Source organism: Aureimonas sp. CAS, assembly GCF_059838215.1.
The window spans coordinates 2,906,907-2,931,760 of the sequence record NZ_CM187563.1 but is presented as its reverse complement, the minus strand read 5'-3'; the positions used below and the strand labels follow the sequence as shown (position 1 = coordinate 2,931,760).

28 protein-coding genes are annotated in these 24,854 nt (G+C 70.1%); 18 read left to right on the top strand and 10 right to left on the bottom strand.

Annotated elements, in window-relative coordinates:
• Positions 1 to 34: 34 nt before the first annotated feature.
• From AC6R2M_RS14080 to AC6R2M_RS14065, 4 genes are read left to right on the top strand one after another with little or no spacing between them, the layout of a single operon-like run.
• Positions 35 to 490, top strand: a complete 456-nt coding sequence (locus tag AC6R2M_RS14080) for an endonuclease domain-containing protein (protein WP_500483166.1) — start codon at positions 35 to 37, stop codon at positions 488 to 490.
• Positions 487 to 1,431, top strand: coding sequence for an ABC transporter permease (locus AC6R2M_RS14075; protein WP_500483164.1), 945 nt, complete (start codon positions 487 to 489; stop codon positions 1,429 to 1,431). Before AC6R2M_RS14080 ends, AC6R2M_RS14075 begins: the two co-directional genes overlap by 4 nt.
• The gene (locus AC6R2M_RS14070) at positions 1,383 to 2,390 is read left to right on the top strand and encodes an ABC transporter permease (RefSeq protein WP_500487604.1); all 1,008 of its coding nucleotides are present in this window, start codon (positions 1,383 to 1,385) and stop codon (positions 2,388 to 2,390) included. The genes AC6R2M_RS14075 and AC6R2M_RS14070 overlap by 49 nt, the downstream gene beginning before the upstream one ends.
• Positions 2,391 to 2,402: 12 nt before the next feature.
• Complete coding sequence (locus tag AC6R2M_RS14065; RefSeq protein WP_500483162.1) at positions 2,403 to 3,395, top strand: ABC transporter substrate-binding protein; 993 nt, start codon at positions 2,403 to 2,405, stop codon at positions 3,393 to 3,395.
• A gap of 43 nt (positions 3,396 to 3,438) precedes the next feature.
• On the opposite strand, the gene AC6R2M_RS14060 is transcribed toward AC6R2M_RS14065, so the two are convergent.
• The 6 genes from AC6R2M_RS14060 to hemC are packed head-to-tail and all read right to left on the bottom strand — an operon-like array spanning position 3,439 to position 9,450.
• Positions 3,439 to 4,179, bottom strand: a complete 741-nt coding sequence (locus tag AC6R2M_RS14060) for a glutamine amidotransferase (RefSeq protein ID WP_500483160.1) — start codon at positions 4,177 to 4,179, stop codon at positions 3,439 to 3,441.
• Positions 4,180 to 4,196: 17 nt separating this feature from the next.
• Complete coding sequence (locus tag AC6R2M_RS14055; RefSeq protein ID WP_500483158.1) at positions 4,197 to 4,667, bottom strand: tellurite resistance TerB family protein; 471 nt, start codon at positions 4,665 to 4,667, stop codon at positions 4,197 to 4,199.
• 13 nt (positions 4,668 to 4,680) lie between these two features.
• Positions 4,681 to 6,180 carry a heme biosynthesis protein HemY gene (locus tag AC6R2M_RS14050; protein ID WP_500483156.1) on the bottom strand — a complete coding sequence of 500 codons (1,500 nt, stop codon included), beginning with the start codon at positions 6,178 to 6,180 and terminating at the stop codon, positions 4,681 to 4,683.
• Between the two features lie 11 nt (positions 6,181 to 6,191).
• Entirely contained in the window at positions 6,192 to 7,706 is a 1,515-nt protein-coding gene (locus tag AC6R2M_RS14045; RefSeq protein ID WP_500483154.1) for a COG4223 family protein, read from the bottom strand.
• 17 nt (positions 7,707 to 7,723) lie between these two features.
• The gene (locus AC6R2M_RS14040; RefSeq protein WP_500483152.1) at positions 7,724 to 8,515 is read right to left on the bottom strand and encodes a uroporphyrinogen-III synthase; all 792 of its coding nucleotides are present in this window, start codon (positions 8,513 to 8,515) and stop codon (positions 7,724 to 7,726) included.
• Positions 8,500 to 9,450: a hydroxymethylbilane synthase gene (hemC, locus tag AC6R2M_RS14035; RefSeq protein WP_500483150.1), complete on the bottom strand. Its 951-nt coding sequence runs from the start codon at positions 9,448 to 9,450 to the stop codon at positions 8,500 to 8,502. Before hemC ends, AC6R2M_RS14040 begins: the two co-directional genes overlap by 16 nt.
• A gap of 177 nt (positions 9,451 to 9,627) precedes the next feature.
• Between hemC and tsaD the strand changes: the two genes are divergently transcribed.
• Genes tsaD through AC6R2M_RS14010 form a run of 5 tightly spaced genes read left to right on the top strand, consistent with a single transcriptional unit; the run spans position 9,628 to position 12,750 of the window.
• Entirely contained in the window at positions 9,628 to 10,728 is a 1,101-nt protein-coding gene (gene tsaD, locus AC6R2M_RS14030; RefSeq protein WP_500483148.1) for a tRNA (adenosine(37)-N6)-threonylcarbamoyltransferase complex transferase subunit TsaD, read from the top strand.
• Entirely contained in the window at positions 10,725 to 11,705 is a 981-nt protein-coding gene (locus AC6R2M_RS14025) for an NAD(P)H-dependent glycerol-3-phosphate dehydrogenase (RefSeq protein WP_500483147.1), read from the top strand. Before tsaD ends, AC6R2M_RS14025 begins: the two co-directional genes overlap by 4 nt.
• A gap of 50 nt (positions 11,706 to 11,755) precedes the next feature.
• Positions 11,756 to 12,043, top strand: a complete 288-nt coding sequence (locus tag AC6R2M_RS14020) for a YciI-like protein (RefSeq protein ID WP_500483145.1) — start codon at positions 11,756 to 11,758, stop codon at positions 12,041 to 12,043.
• Between the two features lie 2 nt (positions 12,044 to 12,045).
• Positions 12,046 to 12,486, top strand: coding sequence for an EVE domain-containing protein (locus AC6R2M_RS14015; protein WP_500483143.1), 441 nt, complete (start codon positions 12,046 to 12,048; stop codon positions 12,484 to 12,486).
• A 48-nt stretch (positions 12,487 to 12,534) separates the two neighbouring features.
• Positions 12,535 to 12,750: a DUF3072 domain-containing protein gene (locus tag AC6R2M_RS14010; protein ID WP_500483141.1), complete on the top strand. Its 216-nt coding sequence runs from the start codon at positions 12,535 to 12,537 to the stop codon at positions 12,748 to 12,750.
• A gap of 160 nt (positions 12,751 to 12,910) precedes the next feature.
• On the opposite strand, the gene AC6R2M_RS14005 is transcribed toward AC6R2M_RS14010, so the two are convergent.
• Positions 12,911 to 13,045, bottom strand: a complete 135-nt coding sequence (locus AC6R2M_RS14005) for a hypothetical protein (protein WP_500483140.1) — start codon at positions 13,043 to 13,045, stop codon at positions 12,911 to 12,913.
• Between AC6R2M_RS14005 and AC6R2M_RS14000 the strand changes: the two genes are divergently transcribed.
• Positions 13,044 to 13,703 (top strand): class I SAM-dependent methyltransferase, encoded by a 660-nt coding sequence (locus tag AC6R2M_RS14000; RefSeq protein ID WP_500483138.1) that lies wholly within the window; start codon positions 13,044 to 13,046, stop codon positions 13,701 to 13,703. The two genes, AC6R2M_RS14005 and AC6R2M_RS14000, sit on opposite strands and share 2 nt — an antisense overlap.
• A gap of 4 nt (positions 13,704 to 13,707) precedes the next feature.
• Here AC6R2M_RS14000 and AC6R2M_RS13995 read toward each other — a convergent pair whose 3' ends face one another.
• Positions 13,708 to 15,786, bottom strand: coding sequence for a S9 family peptidase (locus AC6R2M_RS13995; protein ID WP_500483136.1), 2,079 nt, complete (start codon positions 15,784 to 15,786; stop codon positions 13,708 to 13,710).
• Positions 15,787 to 16,061: 275 nt separating this feature from the next.
• Between AC6R2M_RS13995 and AC6R2M_RS13990 the strand changes: the two genes are divergently transcribed.
• From AC6R2M_RS13990 to mnhG, 7 genes are read left to right on the top strand one after another with little or no spacing between them, the layout of a single operon-like run.
• A complete protein-coding gene (locus tag AC6R2M_RS13990; RefSeq protein WP_500483134.1) occupies positions 16,062 to 18,488 on the top strand; it encodes a putative monovalent cation/H+ antiporter subunit A in 2,427 nt (808 codons plus the stop codon).
• The gene (locus AC6R2M_RS13985; protein WP_500483132.1) at positions 18,485 to 18,895 is read left to right on the top strand and encodes a Na(+)/H(+) antiporter subunit B; all 411 of its coding nucleotides are present in this window, start codon (positions 18,485 to 18,487) and stop codon (positions 18,893 to 18,895) included. The genes AC6R2M_RS13990 and AC6R2M_RS13985 overlap by 4 nt, the downstream gene beginning before the upstream one ends.
• A gap of 6 nt (positions 18,896 to 18,901) precedes the next feature.
• A complete protein-coding gene (locus AC6R2M_RS13980; protein ID WP_500483130.1) occupies positions 18,902 to 19,279 on the top strand; it encodes a Na+/H+ antiporter subunit C in 378 nt (125 codons plus the stop codon).
• A 31-nt stretch (positions 19,280 to 19,310) separates the two neighbouring features.
• Positions 19,311 to 20,996, top strand: coding sequence for a proton-conducting transporter transmembrane domain-containing protein (locus AC6R2M_RS13975; RefSeq protein ID WP_500487603.1), 1,686 nt, complete (start codon positions 19,311 to 19,313; stop codon positions 20,994 to 20,996).
• Positions 20,993 to 21,466, top strand: a complete 474-nt coding sequence (locus tag AC6R2M_RS13970) for a Na+/H+ antiporter subunit E (protein WP_500483128.1) — start codon at positions 20,993 to 20,995, stop codon at positions 21,464 to 21,466. The genes AC6R2M_RS13975 and AC6R2M_RS13970 overlap by 4 nt, the downstream gene beginning before the upstream one ends.
• Complete coding sequence (locus tag AC6R2M_RS13965; RefSeq protein ID WP_500483126.1) at positions 21,463 to 21,846, top strand: cation:proton antiporter; 384 nt, start codon at positions 21,463 to 21,465, stop codon at positions 21,844 to 21,846. Before AC6R2M_RS13970 ends, AC6R2M_RS13965 begins: the two co-directional genes overlap by 4 nt.
• Complete coding sequence (gene mnhG / locus AC6R2M_RS13960) at positions 21,843 to 22,265, top strand: monovalent cation/H(+) antiporter subunit G (RefSeq protein WP_500483124.1); 423 nt, start codon at positions 21,843 to 21,845, stop codon at positions 22,263 to 22,265. Before AC6R2M_RS13965 ends, mnhG begins: the two co-directional genes overlap by 4 nt.
• Here the strand turns inward: mnhG and cysQ are convergent.
• Positions 22,246 to 23,040 carry a 3'(2'),5'-bisphosphate nucleotidase CysQ gene (cysQ, locus tag AC6R2M_RS13955; protein ID WP_500483122.1) on the bottom strand — a complete coding sequence of 265 codons (795 nt, stop codon included), beginning with the start codon at positions 23,038 to 23,040 and terminating at the stop codon, positions 22,246 to 22,248. The two genes, mnhG and cysQ, sit on opposite strands and share 20 nt — an antisense overlap.
• A 122-nt stretch (positions 23,041 to 23,162) precedes the next feature.
• Here cysQ and AC6R2M_RS13950 point away from each other — a divergent pair, with 122 nt between their 5' ends.
• Complete coding sequence (locus AC6R2M_RS13950) at positions 23,163 to 23,519, top strand: DUF423 domain-containing protein (protein ID WP_500483120.1); 357 nt, start codon at positions 23,163 to 23,165, stop codon at positions 23,517 to 23,519.
• Here AC6R2M_RS13950 and AC6R2M_RS13945 read toward each other — a convergent pair.
• Entirely contained in the window at positions 23,503 to 24,756 is a 1,254-nt protein-coding gene (locus AC6R2M_RS13945; RefSeq protein ID WP_500483118.1) for an alpha-hydroxy acid oxidase, read from the bottom strand. The two genes, AC6R2M_RS13950 and AC6R2M_RS13945, sit on opposite strands and share 17 nt — an antisense overlap.
• Positions 24,757 to 24,854: the final 98 nt, after the last annotated feature.

The following is a 24,854-nucleotide window of genomic DNA, read 5'->3' as shown; positions in this document are numbered from 1 at the left end:
AAGGTGGCCCGAAGGGCCGGATGAGGGGGCGGTGGTGACGGCGCCCGAGACGGCTCTTGCACGTGAGCTTCGGCGCCGGGAGACCGATGCCGAGTATCGCCTGTGGTACGAGTTGCGGGCACGACGCCTCAACGGCTTCAAGTTCGTTCGGCAATTTCCCATCGACGGGTTCGTCGCCGACTTCGCCTGTCGAACCCATTGGCTCGTCGTCGAGCTGGACGGCGGCCAACATTCAGGCTCGTCGTCGGACATCCGGCGGACAGGTCGCCTCAATTCTCTCGGCTGGTCGGTCCTGCGGTTCTGGAACGAGGAGGTCTTTTCCAGACGGGGCGAGGTCCTGGAGACCATCCTCGCCGCCCTCGAAGGGCGGCTGGCGCGATCCGGAAATGGCGCTGACCCCTCACCCGGCCTGCGCTTCGCGCCGGCCACCCTCTCCCCGTCGGGGAGAGGAACGGCGCCTCTTTCGGCTTCGTCAGGGGCGCGCCGTTGACCGCCGCCACGCGCATCGCCGAGCCCGGCGCCGCCATCGGGCGCGTGGAGCCCTCGCCGTTCTGGCGGCGGGCGGCCGAGGGGCGCGCGCTGCCCGTCCTCGCCGTCCTGCTCGCGATCCTCGCCCTCTGGTACGCCGGCGCGGTCTTCATGAACTGGACGACCGCCGGCGAGCGCCTGCTGCGCGAGATGCCGGAGGCCGGCGTCATCGACCGCGTCGCCGCGACGCTGTCCGACCAGCGCCCGCTCCTGCCCGCGCCCCACCAGATCGCCGCCGAAATCTGGAGCACGACGGTCGGCGTGCGCCCGACCTCGCCGCGCTCGCTCCTCTTCCACGCGCAGGTGACGCTGTCCTCGACGCTTCTCGGCTTCGTCCTCGGCACGCTTCTGGGCATGGCGCTGGCGATTGGCATCCTGCATTCGCGCACGCTCGAAAAGAGCCTGATGCCCTGGATCATCGCGAGCCAGACGATCCCGATCCTCGCCATCGCGCCGATGATCGTCGTCGTGCTCGCCTCGGTCGGGGTCTCCGGCCTTCTGCCGAAGGCGATGATCTCCACATATCTCTCCTTCTTTCCCGTCGTCGTCGGCATGACCAAAGGCCTGCGCTCGCCCGACGTGATGCATCTCGACCTGATGCGCACCTATGGCGCGAGCGGCGGTCAGGTTCTCGCCAAGCTGCGCCTGCCGGCCTCGCTGCCCTTCCTCTTCGCCTCGGCGAAGGTCGCGGTCGCCGCCGCCCTCGTGGGGGCGATCGTCGGCGAGTTGCCGACCGGGGCGCAGGCCGGGCTCGGCGCGCGGCTTCTCGCCGGCTCCTATTACGGGCAGACGATCCAGATCTGGTCCGCGCTCGTCGCGGCGTCGGTGCTCGCGGGCCTGCTGATCGCCCTGATATCGCTTCTGGAGGGTCTCGTCGCGCGGCGCACGGGGGTGCGCGCGTGAGCGTCGCTGCCGCCCCCACGCCCGGCGCGTTCCAGGCCGGCGCCGCCTTCGCCCTGGCGCTCGCCGCCGGCCTCGCCGCGCTCGCCCTGATCGAAGCGCCGGGCCTCGCCTTCTGGGCCGCCGTCCTCCTCTTCTGGCTGGCGTCCTGGCGCGGCGCCGCGAGCCTGTCCGCGCTCCGGCTGGGCGGGCGGGCGGCGAAGCTTCGCGACATCCTCGTCCCGCTGGTCTTCGGCGCGACGGTGCTCTGTCTCTGGGAGTTCGCGGTCGCAGGCCTGCGGGTGCCGGTGGTGCTCCTGCCCGCGCCCTCGCAGATCGCCGCGCGCATCGCGGCCTCGACCTCGATCCTGTGGACCGACTTCGTCCAGACCTATCTGAAGGCGGTGCTCGCGGGATACGCGATCGGCTGCGGCTCGGGCTTTCTCGCCGCGCTTCTGGTGGACCGTTCGCCCTTCCTGAAACGGGGACTCCTGCCGATCGGCAATCTCGTCTCGGCGCTGCCCGTCATCGGCATCGCGCCGATCATGGTCATGTGGTTCGGTTTCGACTGGCAGTCCAAGGCCGCCGTCGTCGCCATCATGACCTTCTTCCCGATGCTGGTGAACACGGTCGCGGGCCTCGCTGCCGCGGGCGCGATGGAGCGCGATCTGATGCGCACCTATGCCGCCGGCCATGGCCAGTCGCTCCTGAAGCTGCGGCTGCCGGCGGCCATGCCCTTCGTCTTCAACGCCCTGAAGATCAACTCCACGCTGGCCCTCATCGGCGCCATCGTCGCGGAGTTCTTCGGCACGCCGATCGTCGGGATGGGGTTCCGCATCTCGGCCGAGATCGGGCGGCTGAACACCGACATGGTCTGGGCCACCATCACCGTCGCCGCGCTCGCGGGCTCGGCCTCCTACGGCCTCCTCGCGCTCGTCGAGCGCGCCGTCACCTTCTGGCATCCCTCCCAACGAAAGAGCTGAAAGGACTTCCCCATGCGCAGTCTCCTCCTCGCATCCGCCGCCCTTGCCGCCTTCAGCCTTCCCGCCGCGGCGCAGGACGCGCTGACGCTGCAGCTGAAATGGGTCACGCAAGGGCAGTTCGCCGGCTACTACGTCGCGCAGGACCAGGGCTTCTACGACGAGGAAGGGCTCGACGTGACGATCAATCCGGGCGGGCCGGACATCGCGCCGACGCAGGTCATCGCGGGCGGCGGGGCGGACGTGATCGTGGAGTGGATGCCGGCGGCGCTGGCCGCGCGCGAGCGCGGGCTGGAGCTCGTCAACATCGCCCAGCCCTTCGCGCGCTCGGGCATGCAGCTCACCTGCCGCACCGATTCCGGCATCGAGAGCCCGGAGGACTTCGCCGGCAAGACGCTCGGCGTCTGGTTCTCCGGCAACGAATATCCCTTCCTCTCCTGGATGTCGCAGCTCGGTCTCTCGACCGAGGGCGGCGAGGACGGCGTCACCGTCATCCGCCAGGGCTTCAACGTCGATCCGCTGATCCAGCGGCAGGCCGACTGCATCTCGACCATGAGCTACAACGAGTACGGCCAGGTGATCGACGCGGGAATCCCGGAGGACGAGCTGAAGGTCTTCGCCTATTCCGACGAGGGCGTGGCGACGCTGGAGGACGGCCTCTGGACGACGCAGGCCAAGCTGGACGATCCCGAGATGGTCGACAAGCTCGCCCGCTTCGTGAAGGCCTCGATGCGCGGCTGGGAATGGGCGCGGGAGAACCCGGACGAAGCCGCCGCGATCGTTCTCGACAACGACATGACCGGCGCCCAGACCGAGGCGCACCAGCAGCGCATGGTGGGCGAGATCGTCGGGCTCCTGACGGACGATCCGAACGGCGCGCTCGACGAGGCTTCGGCCGAACAGACGGTGGACGTCCTGATGTCGGAAGGCTCCGACCCGGTCATCACCGCGCGCCCCGAAGGCGCCTGGACGAGCATGGTGACCGACAAGGCGGCCGAGATCCAGTAGGCCGAGCGAACGGGGCGCGGGCGATCCCCGCGCTCGTCTCCCCTCAGTCGATGCTGCGCCCGAAGACGAGCGCGAGGAACTGGTCCAGCCAGCGCCTCACGGCCGCGTCGTGGATGGCACGGCCCTCCAGATGCGCCCTGCGCGTCTGGGCGCCGGGCAGGGTCAGGCGCTCGTGCCCCTTCACCGTCCAGCGGTGCACCATGGCGAGCGTCAGCTCGGCGTGGAACTGGATGCCGTAGGCCCGCCCGATGCGGAAGGCTTGGTTCTCGAACCGCTCGCTGCGCGCCAGATGCTCGGCCCCCCGCGGCAGGCTCGCCCCCTCCCGGTGCCACTGGTAGGCCATGCGCGGCCAGTTCGGCATCAGCTGGCGGCCCGCCAGCGTCTCTTCCAGCGGATAGTAGCCGATCTCGACGAGACCGTCGGAGCGCGGACCCACGGTGCCGCCGAGATGCTTGGACAGCATCTGGGCGCCGAGGCAGATGCCGAGGAACGGCCGATCCTCCCGCAGGGGCACGTCCAACCAGTCGATCTCGCGGCGGATGTAGTCGTCGGGATCGTTGGCGCTGGGCGGGCCGCCGAAGACGATGGCGCCGCGATGCTCGTCCAGCGTATCGGGCAATGCGTCGCCGAGGACCGGCCGGCGGATGTCGAGGCGGACGCCCGCCGCCTCCAGGATCTGCCCGACGCGCCCCGGCGTCGATCGCTCCTGATGAAGAACGACCAGCATGGGTCGTTCATCCTCGCCGTCGAGCCGGAACCTCGCCCCGGCCGCGTCGTCGGACATCCCAGTGGGCCGTTCGTTCACGCGAGCGAGTCCGTGAGCCCCGCGCGGCGCGAGGCCTCGCGCTTGAGCCTCATCCGGTCGGAGGCCGGAACGCCCAGAAGCTCGGCGATCCGCCAGGCGAGATTGTCCTCCAGCTCGTGGACTTCGCCGTCCACGTAGACGAGGCTCCAGACCAGCTCCACGAAGGAGCGCCGCTCCGCCGCGTCCATGCCGCTCATCAGGACGGAGGTGAAGCCGTAGAGATCGATCGCGTCGGCGTCGGCCTGGCGGCCCTTGGCCAGAAGCTCGCTCGCCTCCGCCTCGCCGATCCCGAACTCGTCCTGCAGGAGCGCGCGCAGGCGCTCGCATTCGGCCTGCGTGAACGCGCCGTCCGCCTCCGCGACATGCACCAGAAGCGCGGCCGCGGCCACCCGCGGATCGTCGGCGGCGGGCTGCCGGCGTCCCGGTTCCTCCAGCGCTCTCAGAAGACGCTTGATCTGTTCCAGCATGGGACGGCTTCGCTCAGACGTTGAAGCGGGCTTCCTTGCGGGCCGGATCGCTCTCGCCGGCCGTCTTGGAGGCGGGTCCGGCATGATCGAGGTCGCGGTGGCCGTCCGCCGGGTCCGCCGCGCCGTTCAGGGCGACGAGCGCGGTGGACGTTCCATCGTCCGACGGGCGGGCCTCCTGCGCCTTCGAAGCCTCCTCGCCGTGCGAGATGGTCCGCAGGGGCGCCGGGCGGGCCTCCGGCTCGCTCCAGCGGAAGGCGTCGAGACGCCCGGTCACGGGCGAGACGGGGCTCCACTCCGCGGCGCTGGCGCCGTCGGCCGACCAGGACGGATCCTTCGGCGCGCGAAGGGCCTTCGCCATCTGCGCCCGCACCCGGCCCTCGCCGCCGCCCTCGGCCTCCTCGATGTCGGCCAGAAGCAAGTAGACGGACTCGCGGGGCGACTTGGCGGCCGCAGCCTCGGCCTCGGAGCGGGCGAGGGGAAGCGCGCGCGCATCGAGCGCTGCATGGGCCACGGCCATGTGGGCGTCGGCCGAGTCGGGGTGGATCTGCTGCAGGCGGCGTGCGCGGGCCAGACGCTCCGAGGCGCTTTCGCCGGGCCGCGCATGGACGTAGAGCTCGGCGATCTGCGGATGCGGATGATCCGTCCAGGCCTTCTCCAGAACCTTGGTCGCGCGGCGGAAGTCGCCCGAGGCGATCGCAGCCTTGGCGGCGGTCAGCGCAGCCGGAACGAGGCTCGGCGCGAGCTTGGAGGCCTCCATCGCCAGCGACTTGGCGGCGGCCGGATCGGAGGACAGCAGCGACTGCGCCTTGCCGGTCAGGAGGACGGCGCGCAGGCGGTCGCTCTCCTTCTTGTCGACGAGACGAGAGGAGCGCTGCGCCTTCAGGATCTCCAGCGCGGAATCATAGTCCTTCTCGGCGGCCTTGAGCTCCAGGACGGCGCCGCCGGCCCAGGGCACGTGCGGCGCGATGCGCACGGCCTGCTCGGCATAGTGGCGCGCGGCGACGGCGTCGTTCACGCGCTCCGATTCCAGATAGAGGCCGCGCAGCGCCAGCAGGCGCGTGTTCGGGTCGGACTCCATGGCCTCGAAGACGCGGCGCGCGCGGGCGTGGTCGCCCTCGATCATCGCGGTCTGGGCGTCGAGGAAGCGCAAGAGCGGCTCCTTGCGCGCGTCGAGATAGCGCTGCGACTTGACGACGAGACGGCGGGCGGTGGCGGCGTCGCCCGCTCCCGCGGCCAGGATGCCGCCGGTGAGCGCGCGGTAGCCCTTTTCGCGCGAACGACCGGAGACGTAGCGGCCGATCCGGGCCGGTGCGTCGAAGAGGTTCGACAGGATCCAGACCAGCGCCAGGACCGCCACGATCAGGAGGACGGCGGCCGCCAGGAAGGTGAGGAAGGAGAGCTGAAGCTCGGTCCCGAGCCATGCGATCGAGACTTCGCCGGGATGATCGGCCAGCCAGGCGAAGCCAAGGCCGGCGGCGAGGACGACGACGAAGAAGAGAAGAATGCGCAGCATAGGGGTCTCCGTCAGCCCTGGGTGTCCGTTGCGCCGCCGGTCGCGCCCGCGAGCGCGGCGTCGACGACCGAGGACGCCTGTTGCCGGGCCTGAACCTCGGCGGCGAAGTCCGCGCTCGCCTGCCGTGCGGGCTCGTCGAGTTCGTCTCGCGCCGAGAGCCAGCCTTCGAGATCGCCCGCCTGGAGCGCGGAGCTCATGCGCGCAAGCGTGGCGTTCGCCCCGCTCGCCTCGTCGCCGGGATCGTCCGTGGACCGCACGGTGACGAGCGAGGAGAAGCCGGCCATCAGCTGGCCGCCGATGCCCGCTTCGGCATCCGGCTGGACGATGGCGCGCCGGATGTCGGCCTCGACGTCCGGCCAGCGCGAAACCAGCTCGGCCTGCGTCGGAACGCCGTTCGCCGCGAACTCGCGCAGGGGTTCGATCGCCTGCTGGTCTCCGCCAGCGGCGGCGAAGGCCTCGAGCTCGGGCATGAAGGGCCCGCCCCGGTCGATCGCGGCCTTGAGGCCGGCGGCCGACAGGGCGACGCGCGCCTGCTCGTTGGCGGTCTGGATCTCCGAGATCCGCGTTTCGACGTCGTCCATCCGCGAGGCGATCTCGTCCACGCGCGACTGGGCGTCGCTCGCCGCGCTCTGGGCGCTGTCGGCGGTGTCCTGCGCCGCCTGCGCGGCACCGGAGGATTCCTCGATCGTTCCCGCGCGCTGCTGCAGCGTCTGCTCGGCGGCCGCGAGCCGGTCGCTCACCGCCGCGAGATCGGTCGCGGAGGCGTAGGACTCGCCCGTGCCGCCGGCGGCTTCGGCGGACTGCAACTGGCCGACCGCCTCGCGAAGGGTCGCCACCTCGCTGGACACGGCCTCCAGATCGCCGGCCTGCGCGAACTGTCCGGTCTCCTGCGCGGCCTGCCCGCCCGGGAACAGCCCGGCGGAGGACAGGAGCGCGGCGCCGAGGAGCGCGAGCACGGCGCCCGCGACGCCGGCGCCGACGAGCGCGCCGAAGGACGTCTTGCCCGTGTGATCCGTATGGGCGACCTCCGGCGCGCCGGCCGACGCGGTCCGGTCGCGATACGCGTCGCTCACGGGCGGGTTGGCGGGGGAGGTGCGGTCGTTCGGCGAGGCGTCGTCGTCCTCGAACTCACCGAGGTCACGGCGCGGCGGCTCGCCGGCCTTGGCGGCAAGGCCCTCCTCGGCGGCGAAGGTCTCCGTCGCGCTCGGCTCGCCCTCGGTGCCGGGCGCTTCACCCGAATCGGCCGACGAGCCATCGGGGTCGCTCTGGCGGCGGCGTTCGCCCGCGTTCGCCGCTTCCGGCTGATCCTGCGGAGCGGGAAGGGCGGTCTGCGGCCCCTTCGGCGCCGCGTCGGCCGGCTGGTCCGCGTCGGTGGCGGAGGGCGTCTCCACGACGGGCGTCGCCGCCGGCTCGTCGGCGGCCGCGATCTCGGCTCCGTCGACGCGCCCGGTCTCGGACGGACTGGTTCCTTCCGGGGCCGGAGCCTGCGTTCCGCCTGTTCTCGGCCGCCGCGGACGGTTCGCCATGCCGTTCTCCACTCGCTTCATCGATGATGTCGTATCGCGCTGTCTGCCGGATTTAGCGTAACGGCGCGATCCTGCAACGAGGAAGGTGACGGGCTCTCACCCTTCTCCCCCTTCGGTGTGCCGTAACGCGCCAGGAGGGCCGAAAGCTCCGGCGTCCGGCTGACGACGGCGCGTTCGACGAGGGGCGGCGGCAGGGCCTGCCGCACCCGCTCCGAAAGACAAAGCGGGGTGGGGGCACGCGCGGCGCGCTCGCCCGCTCGCTCCAGAAGCCGCGAAAAGGCCCGGGCCTGCCCGACGGACAGGAGGAGAGCCGCATCGATCGGGGCCTCGAAGGCCGCTTCGATCTCGCCGGGCGCCGGCTCGACATCGCGCGTGTCGTAGGTCTCGACCGTCTCGAAGGGAATGCGCGCATGCCGGAGCGCGCGCTCCAGCCCGTCGGTCCGCACCCGTCCGGCGGCATAGAGATGCGGCAGACCGCTCGTCGCGTGAATCTCGCCGGCGCGTTCGACCATGGCCGCTCCGGTGCCGCTTCCGGCGATCTCCGCCGCCCAGCCGGCTGCGCGCGCAGCCTTCGCGCTGGCTTGCCCGACGGCGAGCACCGGCAGATGCCGAAGGCGCTCGAGCGCTCCGCCGCGAAGCGCGTTCGCGCTGGTCGCGATGATCGCGCAGAAAGGTCCCTCGGGCAGCGCGGGATCGAGCGGAACGATCGTCTGGAGGGGAAGAAGGACCGGCTCGTGACCCATCGCCGAGACGAGGCGGGCCGTGGACAGGGCCGCTTCCCGCTCGCGCAGGATCAGGATGCGCGCCATCCGGCCGTCTCCGCCCAGCCCTCGAAGAAGCCGGGCCCGGCGGCCGCCAGAAGCTCCTCTGCGGCGTCGATCCCCATGCGCTCGGCATCGCCGGCGGGTCCTGTCCGCCGCGTCTCGTGGAGAACGGTGCCGTCCGGGGTGACGATCAGCCCGTGGAAGTCGAGCCGGGCGTCGGAACGCCGTGCGAGCGCGGCGATGGGCGTGCGGCAGGAGCCGTCGAGCGTGGCGAGGAAGGCGCGCTCGGCGCCGAGCTCGGTCTGCGTCGGTTCGTGGCGGATCGGGGCGAGGAGCGCGGCGAGGCGCTCGTCGCCGACGCGGCCCTCGATGCAGATCGCGCCCTGGCCGGGCGCGGGCGGGAAGGACGTCTCGTCGAGAACCTCGCCCGCCTCGGCCTCCATCGCCATGCGCTTGAGGCCGGCGAGCGCGAGCAGCGTGCCGTCGACCTCTCCGGCGGCGAGCTTGGCGAGGCGCGTCTGGACGTTGCCGCGCAGGATCGAAAGTTCGAGGTCGGGGCGAAGGCGCTTCAGGAGCGCCTGCCGGCGCAGCGAGGCCGTGCCGACCCGCGCTCCGCGCGGCAGCTCCGCGATGGAGGCGACGTCGCGCCCGATGAAGACGTCGCGCACGTCCTCGCGCGGCAGATAGGCGGCGATCTCCAGCCCGTCCGGCAGGCGCGTCGCCATGTCCTTCGACGAGTGCACCGCCAGCGCGATCCGCCCGTCGAGAAGCGCGTCCTCGATCTCCTTGGTGAAGAGCCCCTTGCCGCCGACCTCCGACAGGGGCCGGTCGAGAATGCGGTCGCCGGAGGTCGAGATGATCTCGATCGCGAAGGCGTCCTCCGGCAGGGCGTGCGCGGCCATCAGACGCGCGCGCACCTCGCTCGCCTGGGCGAGCGCCAGCCGGCTTCCTCTCGTTCCGATGCGGATGGGCTGTTCCAAACTCGAAACCTTTCGGATCGCTCGATCGCAAGACGGCGCCTTTTGAACCTGCCGGGCGGGCAAGGTCAAACGCAAGCGCCTTGCGCGCGGACGGGTGGCGTTCGACACCCCGCACCGCTATCTGGCGGGTTCGGACATCGGAACGCGCGGCGGGCGCGAGACCAGAAGGAATGCGGCGTGACGGGCCGATCGGCATCCCCCATCGTCCTCGGCATAGAGACGAGCTGCGACGAGACCGCCGCGGCGCTCGTGCGGCGCCGGGCCGACGGCGCGCCGGAAATCCTGTCGAACGTCGTCCTCAGCCAGATCGAGGAGCACGCGGCCTTCGGCGGCGTCGTGCCGGAGCTCGCCGCGCGCGCCCATGTGGAAGCGCTCGACGGGGTCGTGCAGGCGGCGCTCGACGAGGCCGGGTTGTCCATGGGCGACGTCGGGGCGGTCGCCGCGACCTGCGGGCCGGGCCTCGTCGGCGGTCTCGTGGTCGGAGCGATGACGGGCAAGGCCATCGCCGCCGCCCGCGGCCTGCCGTTCCTGGCCGTCAATCATCTGGAGGGCCATGCGCTGACGCCGCGTCTGAGCGACGGGCTGACCTTCCCCTATCTGCTTCTTCTCGTCTCGGGCGGGCACACGCAGATCCTCCTCGTGCGCGGGCTCGGGGACTACGAGCGCTGGGGAACGACGATCGACGACGCTTTGGGCGAGGCCTTCGACAAGACCGCCAAGCTCCTGTCGCTGCCCTCGCCGGGAGGGCCGGCGGTCGAGCGCATGGCGAGGACGGGCGATCCCTCGCGCTTCTCCCTGCCGCGACCGCTCAAGGGCACGGACCGGCTCGACTTCTCCTTCGCCGGTCTGAAGACGGCGGTGCGGCTCGCGGCCGAGAAGGTCGCGCCGATGTCGCAGACCGACGTCGCGGACCTGTGCGCGGCCTTCCAGCTCGCGGCCGCGGAAAGCCTCGGCGACCGCGTCTCGCGCGCGCTTTCACGCTTCCGGCAGGAACTGCCCGGCCTTGCCGATCCGGTTCTGGCCGTCGCGGGCGGCGTCGCCTCCAACGATGCGATCCGCGCGACCTTAAGCGAGGCGGCGCGGGCCCACGGCGTGCGGCTCGCCGCCCCGCCGCACGCGCTGTGCACGGACAACGGGGCGATGATCGCCTTCGCCGGGCTCGAACGGCTGGAGGCCGGGCTCGTCGACGGGCTGGACGCGCCGGTGCGGCCGCGCTGGCCGCTGGATGAGACCGCCGTGCCGATGCTCGGGTCGGGCCGCAGGGGAGCCAAGGCATGAGCCGGGTCGCGGTCGTCGGGGGCGGGGCCTGGGGTACGGCGCTCGCCTCCGTCACCGCGCGAAAGGGCCTGCCGACCCGCCTCTATGCCCGCGACCCGGAGACGGTCGAGGCGGTCAACGTCCGGCACGAGAACGCGCGATACCTGCCGGGCATCGCTCTGCCGCCGCAACTGACGGCGACCACCTCGCTGGCCGAGGCCAGCGAAGGCGCCGAGATCGTCCTGATGGTGGTGCCGGCGCAGATCCTGCGCACGGTCGCAGGCGATTTAGTGCCGCTGCTCGCAGCCGACGTGCCGCTCGTCCTCTGCTCCAAGGGCATCGAGGCCTCGACCGGTGCCTTCGGCTCGGCCCTTCTCGAAGAGGTTCGGCCGAGCGGGACGGTCGCGGTCCTCTCCGGGCCGAGCTTCGCGCACGATGTCGCCGCCAATCTTCCCACCGCCGTGACGCTGGCCTGCACCGACGCGCAGCGCGCCGAGGCGATGGCGGCGACGCTCTCCTCTGCCACGCTGCGCATCTATGCCAGCGACGACGTGGCGGGCGTCGAGGCCGGAGGGGCGCTCAAGAACGTCCTCGCCATCGCGGCCGGGGCCGTCGCGGGCAGGGGGCTCGGCGCCTCGGCGCAGGCCGCCATCGTCACGCGGGGGCTCAGCGAATTGCGGCGTCTGGGCGTGGCGCTCGGCGCACGGCCGGAAACGCTGATGGGGCTCTCGGGCCTCGGGGATCTCGTCCTCACCTGCGGCTCGGCGCAGTCGCGCAATTTCGCCTACGGCATGGCGCTCGGGCGCGGCGACGATCTTTCGCGGCTGAAGCTCGCCGAAGGCGTCCATTCGGCGGGCGTCGCGGCACGCCTCGCGCGCGAGCAGGGCGTCGAGGCGCCGATCGTCGCGGCCGTCGCGGCGATCCTCTCCGGCGCGCTGTCGCTCGATGCCGCCATCGAAGGCCTTCTTTCGCGCCCGTTGAAGCGCGAGGAGGATTGATCGGGCCGCGCCCGCCTTCTACCCAAGGGCCATCGAAACGGGAGAACCCGATGCTTTACGCCATCCTCTGCGAAGACCGTGCCGACGCCGGAACGCTGCGCCCCGACACCCGCCCCGCCCATCTCGACTATCTCGCCTCGCTCGGCGATGCAGTGAAGTTCGCCGGGCCCTTCGTCGGTGCCGACGGCAAGCCGGAGGGCAGCCTCGTGATGGTGGACGCCGAGGACGAGGCCGCGGCGCGGGCCATCGCGGACGCGGACCCCTACGCCAAGGCCGGCCTGTTCTCCTCCGTCAGGGTCCGGGCCTGGAAGTGGGTCGTCAACGCGCCGGCCGAGTGACCATGGCCCACTGGCTCTACAAGTCCGAGCCCTCGACCTGGTCCTTCGACGAACAGAAGGCGGCCGGCGAGAAGGGCACCGAATGGTCGGGCGTGCGCAACTACCAGGCGCGCAACTTCATGCGGGAGATGAAGCTCGGCGAACGCGGCTTCTTCTACCATTCCAACGAGGGCAAGGCCGTCGTCGGGATCGTCGAGGTCTGTGCGGAGATTCATCCGGACTCGACCGCCGACGATGCCCGCTGGGAGTGCGTCGACATCAAGTTCGTCGCCGAACTCGAGCGGCCGGTGACGCTCGAGGCGATCAAGGCCGAGCCGGCGCTGAAGGACATGGTCCTCGTCAACAGTTCGCGCCTGTCGGTCCAGCCGGTCTCGGCCGACGAATTCGACACGATCTGCAGGATGGGCGGGATCGATCCGAAGACGGTTCGGGGAACGCGGTGACGGCCTGAACGTTTGGAGAACATTCTCCGAACCGAAAGATTTCGAGCCATGGCCGATGCGAGCCCCAAGACCGACACCTCGTCGAACACCGAGAAGGACCCGAGCACCTGGACGACCGGCGGCGAGCCGATGACGGGAGCGCAGGCCTCCTATCTCAAGACGCTCTGCGAGGAGACGGGCACGCCCTTCGACGAGACGCTAACCAAGGCAGACGCCTCCAAGCTCATCGACGAGCTGCAGGGGCAGTCGGACCGGCTGAAATAGCCGGACGCGCGGTTTTTCGTCCCGAAACGTAGAGAAGGCCATGGCGCGACCGTCGCCATGGCCTTCTCGCGTCTTGCTCGAGATCAATGCGCGACATGCAACGCGCCTCGATCGTATAGGATGGCTCCCGGCGAACGCAGGCCGCCGAAGGCCGAGATCGTCAGAAGACGAAGATCATCAGAAGAATGATGATGGGGATCGGGATACCGATCAGCCAGAGAAGACCGCCCTTGAGCATCGCAAACTCCTTTACACAGTTTTGCCACAAACCCGTCGGCGATGCATAAGGTTCCATGCCGCATCTCGATCGCCTGACGGACTTCATCTTCGCCAACACGTCGGTGGACGCTCCGCCGCACGTGCCCGAACTCGTCCTGCATCTGGCCGACGAGGCCCACGACCTCTGGCTGAAGACCGAGGAGGAGCTGGAGGCCCTGGGCCTGCCGCCGCCCTTCTGGGCCTTCGCCTGGGCGGGCGGGCAGGGGCTCGCGCGATACGTTCTCGATCATCCCCAAACCGTGCGCGACCGCGACGTGGTCGATTTCGCCAGCGGCTCCGGTCTCGTCGCGATCGCCGCCGCGAAGGCCGGCGCGGCGCGTGTGACGGCGCTCGACATCGACCGCTTCGCGGGTGCCGCGATCGCGATGAACGCCGAGCGGAACGGGGTCCGCATCGACATGCGGATCGCCGACGCGGTGGGTGAGGACATCGCCTGCGACGTGTTCCTGGCGGGCGACGTGTTCTACGACCGGCCCTTCGCCGAGCGCCTGACGCCATGGTTCGACCGGCTGGCCGAACGGGGGACGACGGTGATCGTCGGCGATCCCGGCCGGGCCTATCTGCCGAGGGCGCGCGTCGAGGAGCTCGCCCGCTACGCCGTGCCCGTCACCCGCGCGCTGGAAGACGCGGAGGTGAAGGCGACGACGGTCTGGCAGTGGCGTCCGGTCGGCTGATCCCTCAACCCGCGACGGCGAGCGCGAAGGCGTAGATCGTCGCGGTCTCCTCCAGCCGTGCGAAGCGGCCCGAGGCGCCGGAGTGGCCGGCGTCCATGTTCACCTTCAGAAGCAGCGGATTGTCGTCCGTCTTCATGGCCCGGAGCTTCGCGACCCATTTCGCCGGCTCCCAATAGGTGACGCGCGGGTCTGTCAGCCCGGCCAGCACCAGCATCGGCGGATAGTCTTGTCGCGCGACGTTGTCGTAGGGGCTGTAGGCGGCGATGCGCTCGTAATCCTCCCTGGAGGCGATCGGGTTGCCCCATTCGGGCCATTCGGGCGGGGTCAGCGGCAGCGTGTCGTCGAGCATGGTGTTGAGGACGTCCACGAAGGGGACGACCGCGACGATCCCGCCGAACTTGTCCGGCGCCATGTTGGCGACGGCGCCCATCAGCATGCCGCCCGCCGAGCCGCCCTGCGCGACGATCCGGTCGTGCCGCGTGTAGCCTTCCGAAACGAGATGGTCCGCCGCCGCGAGGAAGTCGGTGAAGGTGTTCGTCTTGTGCTCGCGCCGGCCCTCCTCGTACCAGCGGAAGCCCTTGTCCTTGCCGCCCCGGATGTGGGCGATGGCCCAGACGAAGCCGCGATCGACGAGGCTCAGCACATTGGCGTTGAAGGCGGCCGGAATGGTGATGCCGTAGGAGCCGTAGCCGTAGAGCATCAGTGGCGCCGAACCGTCGAGTGTCAGGTCGCGGCGGTGCAGGATCGAGATCGGCACCGTTTCGCCGTCCGCGGCCTTCGCCATCAGGCGGCGCGTCACGTAGGCGCTGGGGTCGTGGCCCGATGGGACCTCCTGGGTCTTCAGAAGGGTGCGCTCCCGACTCTCCAGATCGTAGTCGAAGACCTGCGCGGGCGTCGTCAGCGAGGAATAGGAGAAGCGGATGGTCGTCGTGTCGTATTCGGCCGAGCCGATGAGCCCGAGCGAATAGGCCTCCTCCGGGAAGGCGATCGCGTGCTCTTCTCCGTCCTCCAGGCGCTTCACGACGATGCGCGGCAGGCCGTCGCGCCGCTCCAGCCAGACGAGATGGCGCTTCAGGACGAGATGGCTGACGATCAGCCGCCCGTCCTCGTGCGGCACCAGATCGGTCCAGCCTTCGCGGCCCGACGCCTCGGGGTCGGCGGTGACGATCTTGAAGTCGCGCGCGCCGTCCGCGTTGGTTCGGACGAAGAGACGCCCCTCGGCCTCGTCGACGTCGTACTCGACGCCGGTCTCGCGCGCCGCGACGAGGCGGGGCGCGGCTCCCGGCGCGTCCGCGGGCACGAGCCAGGATTCGGATGTCTCGTGGTCGTGGATGTCGATCACGACGAAGCGGCGCGACTGCGTCTCGCCGACGCCGACGAAGAAGCCGCTGTCGGCCTCCTCGTAGACGAGGCGGTCCTCGCCCCCATCGAGCGCGTGGAAGAGCACCTTGCTCGGACGATGGTCCGGGTCGAGACGGACATAGAAGAAGCCCGTGCCGGCGCCGTCCCAGGTGGCGCTGCCGCTCGTGTCCCCGACCCGCACGGCCCTGTCCGCGCCCGTTTCGAGATCGCGGATCGTCATCGTGTAGAATTCGGAGCCCTTGTCGTCGTGCGCCCAGGCGATGCGCGCATGGTCCGGCGAATGAGCGACGCCGCCGAGCGAGAAATAGGGCCGGCTCGCCGCCTCCTTCTCGCCGTCGAGAAGGACCTCCTCCTCCCCGCCGCCGCGCGGAACGCGAACGAAGCGCGGATATTCCGCGCCGTGGGCATAGGCGGTGCCGTAGGCATACGGACCGTCCGGCATGGGCACGGAAGAATCGTCCTCCTTGATGCGCCCGCGCATCTCCGCGACGAGCGTGGCGATCCGCTCCTCCTCGTCGGCCATCGCGGCCTTCTGGTGCGCGTTCTCCGCCTCCAGATGCGCGCGGATCGCCGGATCGAGCACGCTCGGATCCCTGAAGACCTCGCGCCAATTGTCGGCGCGCAGCCAGGCGTAGTCGTCCACGCGCTCGATGCCGTGCCGGGTGTCGCGGCTCGGCCTGCGCTCGGCGACCGGGGGCTGCGTCGAAGGATGTCGGATCATCGGCGGCTCTCTCGTCCTGATTCGCCGCGCGGGGCGGCTGGCGGGCATGGCGCCCGCCGAAAGGGGCGGCGGGTGAGGGAAGAGCCTAGCTAATGACTGGCGAGGCATGCGGCAACGCGGGATGAGTGCGTGCGGCGCATAAAATGCCGGGCTTTCAGGCCTTTGAAAGCCGTGTCGGCGCGATCTGGACCTTGAAGCTGCGGGAAGGTCGCTTACAATAAAAGAGGGGATCGCGGGTCCACTTCTTTGCAACGCCGAATGGGGGCCGCATCCGAATGGGAGCGTGGTACGAAAAGCTGTTCTACCTCGCCGTCGCGCTTCCCTTTCTCGGTGCCCTTCTCTCCTCTCCCGCTCACCGGATCTTCGGCCGGTTCGCGGCCTATGCGCTGGCGCTCGTTCCGGCGCTCGCCTTCCTGCTCGTTTTCGCCGTTTCCGAGCGTGTGCAGGGACGCGAGGTCCTGCGGTTCTCGCTGAACTGGATCCCGGCCTTCGACGTCGCCTTCTCGTTCCGGCTCGACGGGCTGGCCTACGCGTTCGCGCTCCTGATCCTCGGGATCGGCGTCCTCGTCGTCCTCTATACGGGCGGATACCTGACGAAGGGGACGAACCAGGCGCGGTTCTACACCTTCATCTTCATGTTCATGGGCTCGATGCTGGGTCTGGTCCTGTCGGACGATTTCATCACCCTGTTCATCTTCTGGGAACTGACCTCCATCACCTCGTTCCTGCTCATCGGCTTCGAGCACGAGCGCGAGGCGGCGCGGCGCGGCGCGATCCAGGCGCTGGTCGTGACCGGCGGCGGCGGGCTGGCGCTTCTGGCCGGGCTCATCATGATCCGGGGCGCGACGGGCATCACCTCCGTCAGCGAGCTGACCGAGCAGCCGCAGGCCATCCTGGAAAGCGGGGCCTATCTGCCGATCCTGATCCTGCTTCTGATCGGGGCCTTCACCAAATCGGCGCAGATGCCCTTCCACGTCTGGCTTCCGAACGCGATGGAGGCGCCGACGCCGGTCTCGGCCTATCTCCATTCGGCGACGATGGTGAAGGCGGGCATCTATCTCCTGATGCGCTTCTTCCCCTTCATGGGCGGAACGGTGTGGTGGGAGACGATCCTGCCGCTGTTCGGCGGCGTCACGCTCGTCGTCGGCGCGTTGCTCGCCGTGCGCCAGTCGGACGTCAAACTGCTCCTCGCCTATACGACCGTCGCTTCGCTCGGCCTTCTCGTCATGATGATCGGGATCGGCACCGAGCTCGCGATCGAGGCCGCCGTCCTCTACTTCATCGCCCATTGCCTGGCGAAGGCCTGCCTCTTCATGGTCGCGGGCTCGATCGACCACGGCGCGGGCACGCGCGACATCCGCGCGCTCGGCGGCCTGTGGCGGACGATGCCGATCACCTTCGCCGCCGCGCTTCTGGGCGCCGCGGCGATGGGCGGCCTGCCGCCGCTCTTCGGCTTCCTCGCCAAGGAGGAGGTCTACGCGGCCTCCGCCTCTTCGGGGGGCGGTCTGTTCACGATCCTCGTCACCGGCGCGGCGCTGATCGGCAATTCGCTGATGTTCGCCGCCGTCCTGATCGTCGCGCTCAAGCCCTTCGTCGGCACGCTGCCGACCGGCCTGCGCAAGGCGCACGAGACCTCCTTCCTCGTCTGGATCGGCCCGCTCATCCTCGGCGTCGTCGGTCTTCTGGCGGGCATCTTCTCGCAGACGACCCACACGCTCGTCTCCAACCCGATGGCCCCGCCCGCGCTGAACGAGGCGGTGGCGATCACCATCGCCGTCGGCTTCCATCTCGGGGCGGCCCTGTATCTGTCGATCGTCACCGTGATCGCGGGGCTGATCCTCTACTGGTACTCGGCCCCGCTGCGCGCGCGGATCGCCTCGACCCTGTCCTCCATCGGCTGGGGACCGGATCGTGGCTTCGACCAGTTGATGCGCGGGCTCATCGCCTTCTCCTTCCGGCTGACGAACCTCCTGCAGCCGGGCCGCCTCGACTACTACATGCGCGTCACCTTCATCGTGATCATCGGCGCGCTCTGGGTGACCCTGATCGGGGCGGACGCGCTGCCCGAATGGCCGGCCATGCCCAATCTCTACTTCTACGAATGGGCGGTGCTCGGCCTCGTCGTGCTCGGCCTCGTCGTCGTCGCCAACGCGCCGAGCCGGCTGGCCGCCGTGGTCTCGCTCGGCATTCAGGGCATCGCAACCGCGCTGCTCTTCCTCCTCCTCGGCGCCCCGGACCTCGCCTTCACCCAGCTGATGGTGGAGATCCTGACGGTCGCCATCCTCGCGCTCGTGATGACGCGCCTTCGCCTGATGCCGGCCGACCGGCGCCCCTGGCGCGAGGCCATGCCCGAGATGGTCCTCGCCGGCTTCGGCGGGCTGGGCTTCGCGCTCTTCCTGATCACGGTCACGCAGCTCGAATTCGACCCGGCCGTGTCGCAGTTCTTCGCCCAGTACAGCTATACGATCGCCCATGGCCGGAACATCGTGAACGTCATCCTCGTCGACTTCCGGGCGGTCGACACGATGGGCGAGATCGCGGTCGTCATGACGACGGCGGCGGCGATCCTGGCGCTGGTGCGCATTCGGGTCTCGAAGAAGGAGCTCGCCGCGCGGGCCAAGAAGAAGCGCAAGCCCGCCGGCGCGCCCGGCCCGGTCACGCCGAAGGCGGTCGCGGCCGCCCGCACGGGAGAGGTCGCATGAGAACCATCATCTTCCGCGTCTCGGCTCCCTATCTGACGGCGCTGATGTTCCTCTTCTCGCTCTTCGTCCTGCTGCGCGGGCACAACGAGCCGGGCGGCGGCTTCATCGGCGGGCTGATCGCGGCCTCGGCCATCGCGGTGTACGGCATGGCCGTCGGCGTCGAGGCGGTGCGGCGCGCGCTCTACTTCCACCCGATTGCCTACGCGGCCTTCGGCCTTCTGATGGCCGTCCTGTCCGGCATGGCCTCGATCGTCGCCGGCTTCCCCTTCATGACCGGGCTCTGGGCCTTTCCCGACTTCCTCGGCGGCGAGGTGCCGATCTCCTCGACGCTGTTCTTCGACATCGGGGTCTATCTCGTCATCGTCGGCGCCATCGTCGCGATCGCGCTCTCGCTCGAGGAGAGGTAGGCCGGAATGGAAACCGCCATCGCCGCCGTCTCCGGGATCATGTTCGCCTTCGGGATCTATCTCCTGATGTCCCGGCACATCATCCGCATGCTGATCGGGGTCGTCCTGTTCGCGAACGCCTGCAATCTGGCGCTGTTCGCGGCGGGCCGCATCGGCCCCATCGCGCCGCCGCTGATCCCCTACGGCCTGGAGATGCCGCCGACCGAGATCGCCAATCCGCTGCCGCAGGCGCTGATCCTGACCGCGATCGTGATCGCCTTTTCGCTCTTCGTCTTCCTCCTGGTGCTGACCTATCGCGCCTACCAGGATCTGGAGACGGACGACACGCAGCGCATGCGCGTCGCCGAACCCGAGGACGAGGGGCTGCCGCCTCTCGGATACTGACGCCGTGACCGAGACCCGCTCCTTCGACCAGATGGTTCTGGACGCAATGGTGCTCCGCGACGGAGGGCTGGCGGACTGGCTGCTCATCCTGCCGATCGGCATCTGCTTCGTCTTCGCGGCCGTCCTCCTGATGATGCGCCGACAGATGGCCTGGCATCCGCCGGTCGCCGTCGTCGGCCTGTCGCTGCTGCTCGTCAACGCGGTGGCGCTGCTCGTCACGGTGGCGACGCGCGGGCCGATCTCGATGGCGATGGGCGGGTGGCGCCCGCCCTTCGGCGTCTCCTTCACGGCCGATCTGACGAGCGCGCTCTTCCTGACCGTCTCGGCCTTCGTCGGCCTCGCCTGCGGCATCTACGCCGTCGCCTCGATCGATTCCGAGGAGCGGCGCTACGGCTTCTACCCGTTCCTCTTCATCATGATCGCGGGCGTGTGTGGCTCGTTCCTGACCGGCGACATCTTCAACCTCTACGTCTGGTTCGAAGTGATGCTGATCGGCTCGTTCGGCCTCCTGATCCTCGGATCGGAGCGCGAGCAGCTCGACGGGGCGACGAAGTACTGCTTCCTGAACTTCATCGCCGCCACGATCTTCCTCTTGACGGTCGCCTATCTCTACGGCGTCTTCGGCACCCTCAACATGGCCGACATCGCGGTGAAGTCGGCGGCGATGGAAGGCGAGGGCGCGCTGCAGACCATCGCGGTCCTCTTCCTCATCTCCTTCTCGATGAAGGCGGCGGCCTTTCCGCTGAACTTCTGGCTCCCGGCCTCCTACCACACGCCGCGCTTCGTCGTGTCGGCGCTCTTCGCGGGACTCCTGACCAAGGTCGGCATCTACGCGATGCTGCGCATCGTCCTGATGCTCTTCCCGCCCGAACGGGAGGGGCTGGGCATCGTGATCGCCTGGATGGCGGCGCTGACCATGATGGTCGGCGCGCTCGGCGCGCTGGCGCAGACCGACATCCGCCGGCTGCTGAACTATCTCGTCATCGCCGGCATCGGCACGATCCTCGTCGGCTTCGCCGTCCCGCCGATCCTGGAGAGCGAATCGGTCTCGATCGTCACCGGAGCGGCGAGCGTGGTGGGCGAGGACACGCGCACGCTCGCCCAGCGGATCTCCAACCTCGCGGCGCAGGGAACGCTCGCCACCGGGCTCGCCGGCTCGATCTTCTACGCGCTCCATTCGATCGTGGTGATGACGGCGCTGTATCTGGCGACCGGCGTCGCGGCCTTCCGGAACGGCTCCTCCTCGCTGCACGAGATGGGCGGGATGTGGCGGCGCCATCCGCTCTTCTCCGCCCTCTTCCTCGTGCTGCTCTTCTCGGTGGCCGGCCTGCCGCCCTTCTCGGGCTTCTGGCCCAAGATGCTGCTCGTGCGCTCCACGATCGCGGCGGATCTGCCCTGGCTTACCTTCGCCGTCCTGTTCTCCGGCTTCCTGATCACGATCGCGGCCGTGCGGGTCTTCGCGCTCGCCTTCTGGCGTCCGCTGCCCGCGCTCAGCCGCGCGAACGACCCCGTGGAGGCCAAGGCGATCGCCGACGACACGTTCCGCGCGCCGCCGCCGGGGCGCCCGCTCGCCCTGGTCCCGCTGGTCGGGCTGGCGCTCTTCGTCGTCCTCGTCGGTCTCTTCCCGCAATGGCTGGCGACGCTGACCTTCCAGGCGGCCAACGAGCTCCTTTCCCCCAGCGCCTATCTGTCCTCGGTCCTGGGGAGCACGCGGTGACGCTCTTCGTCGTCAACATCGTCCTGGCGCTGGTCTGGGTGGTCGTCACGGCCACCTTCACCCTCGCCAACCTCCTGTTCGGCTTCGCCCTGGCGGCCTTCACCCTGTATCTGATCCGCGAGCAGATCGGCACGGGCGGCTATCTCTCGCGCGGGGCCAAGATCGGCTCCCTGCTCGCCTTCCTGGTCTGGGAGATCCTCGCCTCGGCCGTTCGCATCGCCCGCGCCGTCCTCGACCGGGACGGAGAGCTCAAGCCGGGCGTCTTCGCCTATCGCCTGATGGTCGACCGCGATTTCGAGATCGCCCTTCTCGCCAATCTCATCGGCCTCACCCCGGGCTCGGTCGTCCTCGACATCTCCGAGGACCGGACGACGCTCTTCATCCACGCCTTCGACTGCTCCGATCCCGACGCCGAGCGCCGCAAGATCGCCGAAGGCTTCGAGCGCCGGCTGCTGGAGGCCCTTCGATGAACGTCCTGACGCTGTCCGAGACCTTCCTGGACTTCGCGCTCGGCCTCGCGCTGGCGCTGCTCTCGATCGCCTTCGTCCTGACCATCATCCGCATCTGGAAGGGGCCGACGCTGCCCGACCGTGTCCTCGGTCTCGACGTCCTGACCGCCTCGACCATCGGCTTCGTCGCGGTGGTCGGCATCGACACCGGCTTCACCCTCTATGTCGACGTCGCCATCGCGCTCGGCCTCGTGGGCTTTCTCGCCACCATCTCCTTCGCCCGCTTCATTCTGGCGCGCGGCGACACCGAGCGCTCGCCCGTCCAGGAGGTGCCGAAGGAGGAGGCCGAGGAACGCCATCGGCGGCGCGAGGCCTTCGCGCGCGAGGAGATGCTGCGATGACGGCCGTCGCCAACATCCTGGCGGGCATCTTCGTCCTGGCGGGCACGTCCTTCGTGCTCGTGGCGGCGATCGGCCTGCTGCGCTTTCCCGACTTCTACACGCGCGTCCATGCGGCGGCGAAGGCGGGAACGGTCGGCTCGGCGCTGACGCTCGTGGCGCTCGCCATCGTCTCCAACGAGACGGCGGAGGTGCTGCGGGCCGTGGCGGCGATCTTCTTCTTCTTCCTGACCGCGCCGCTCTCGGCCCATCTTCTCGGCAAGGCCGCGCATTCGGCGGGCTACCAGCTCTGGGAGGGCTCGGTTCGGGACGAGATGCCCCATGTCGAGCCGCGTCTCGACGTCGTTCTGGCGGACCCGCAGGCCGACGCGCCGGACCTGCCGGGCTCGCCGCCGGACGGGGTCAGGCCGTCGTCAGGCTGACGAGGCCGAAGGCGACGAAGGGCGGATTCAGGAGGTCCGGCCGGCCGTCCGGCCCGCGCTTGCCGTAAAGGAGCGGCGCTCCGTCCGGCTGCGCCACGCGCCCGCCGGCGGCCTGGAGCACCGCCTGTCCGGCGGCGGTGTCCCATTCCATGGTCGGGCCGAGACAGGGATAGACGTCGGCAGCCCCTTCCGCGAGCCGGCAGAACTTCAGGGACGAGCCGACCGCGAGCACCGTCTCCACGCCGTGGGCGGCGAGCCAGTCGTTCGTCGCGCTCGTCCGGTGCGAGCGGCTGGCGAGCGCGACCGGCGGTCCGTCCGGCCGGCGCACGCCGATCCGCTGGGCGGGGCCTTCGCCCGTCCGCCGGAAGGCGCCCTCCGGCGAACCCGAATAGAGCTGGCCGAGCGCCGGAACGAAGACGATTCCCGCGACCGGCTCTCCCCGGTCCAGAAGGGCGATGTTCACGGTGAACTCGTCACGCCCGGCGATGTATTCGCGCGTTCCGTCGATCGGATCGACCAGAAAGAAGCGCTGCCCGAGGACATCGGGCACGCGACCGGCCGCGAAGGCCTCCTCCGCGACCACGGGAAGACCGGGGAAGGCGCTGCCCAGCCATTCGAGGATGATCGCCTCGGCCTGCCGGTCCGAGCGGGTGACCGGACTGCAATCGGCCTTGAACTCGGCCTCTATGCCCTCGCTTCGCGCCCGCAGGGCCAGGGCGCCGGCTTCACGCGCCGCCGCGTCCATGACGCTCAGGATGTCGCCGATCTTCGTCATTCCATGAGGCCCCGCCTGCCGTCCTCGTCCCGCATAGCGGAGCCGGCCCCCCGAAGAAAGCGATCGGCTTGACGCGCGGGGCGGGGAGCGAGCAGGTGGGGCGTCAACGGAAGGGACGATTCATGCGCGCTTCTCTCCTCATCGCCGCCGCCGGCCTCATGGGCGCGGCGGGCGTCGCAGGAGCGGCCTATGCGGCCCATGGCGGGGACCCGAGGCTCGTCGGCACGGCGGCGGCGATCTGCCTCGTCCACGCCCCGGCGGTCCTCGCGGCCTGTCTCGCCGACCGGGGGACGCGCGCTCTTTCGATCGCGGCGACCGCCTGGGTCCTCGGCGTGCTCCTATTCTCGGGCGACCTCTTCGTGCGGGCCGTCTTCGCGCCGCGGGACATGATCGCGACCGCGCCGCTCGGCGGCTCGATCCTGATCCTCGGCTGGCTCTGCGCGGGGGTCGCCGGCTTCCGCCTTACGCCGAGGCGATAGGAAGCCCGTCCAGCCGGCGGACGAAGCTTTCGTCGGGCTCGTTCAGGTCGGTGATCCCGATCAGCGCCATGTTCCGCTCGATCTCGGCGGCGAGAAGCCCCGTCGCGTGATCGACGCCCGCCGCGCCTGCAATGGCCGCCGCATAGAGGAAGGGACGGCCGACCAGCGTGAAGTCCGCTCCGAGAGCGAGCGCCTTCATCACGTCGGTGCCGCGCCGGATTCCGCCGTCGACGATGATCTCGGCGTTCGCTCCGATCGCACGCCGGATCTCCGGCAGGACGGTCAGGGCGGACAGGGCGCCGTCGAGCTGGCGCCCGCCATGGTTGGAGAGGACGATCGCGTCCGCGCCGCTCTCCACCGCCCGCACCGCGTCCGCGACGTGGAGGATGCCCTTGACGACGAACCTGCCCTTCCAGCGCTTTCGCATACGCTCCATGTGCGGCCAGGCGAGTGCGTCGCGCCCGTCGAAGTTGCGAGCCGCGTTGCGCGAGAAGATGGGCGCGCCGCGAAAGGCGTCTCCATTCTCGAAATGGGGCATGCCGTGGCTCAGCAGCGTGCGGCCGAGCGTCCCGAAGGTCCATTCGGGCCGGACCGCGCCGTCGAAGGCGAGGCGCAGGCTCGGCTTCAGCGGCGTCGAGAAGCCGTTGCGGACGTTGTTCTCGCGGTTCGGGGTGACGGCGACGTCGACCGTCAGGACGAAGGTCTCGTAGCCGGCGGCCTCCACGCGATCCATCATGGCGTCGATGCGCCGCTCGTCGCCGGGCAGATAGGCCTGAAACCAGCCGCCGGGCGTCACCTTCGCGACCTCCTCGAGCGGGATCAGCGAGGTGGCGCTGAGGATCATCGGTATGTCGGCGCGGCGCGCGGCCTCCGCCAGAACGAGGTCGCCGCGATAGGCCATCAGCGCGGACAGCCCCATCGGCGGAATGCCGAAGGGATGCGCCCATGTCCGCCCCAGAAGGGTCTTGCGCGTGTGGCGCTTCGAGGCGTCCACCAGCGTGCGGGGAACGAGCCCGTAGGCGGCATAGGCCGCGCGGTTGTTGGCGAGCGCGGCGTTGGTCTCGGCCGCCCCCGCCACATAGCCGAACAGGGGACGGGGCAGGATCCGGCGCGCCGCCGGCTCGAAATCGTCGAGGCACAGGATCGGCCGCAGACGCCGCGCGGTCCAGCGGTCGGCGAGCGCGTCGAGCCGAGCGCGCGGACGCTTCGAGGCGGGGTTCTCCAGTGTCGTCGTCATGCCGGGGGGCCTCCTCGCCTTCCTCTTGGAGGGGACGTGGCCGAGGTGCAAGTCCGCAAACGCGCAGATGGGGGAGGGGTGGGCGCCGGAGCCCCTCG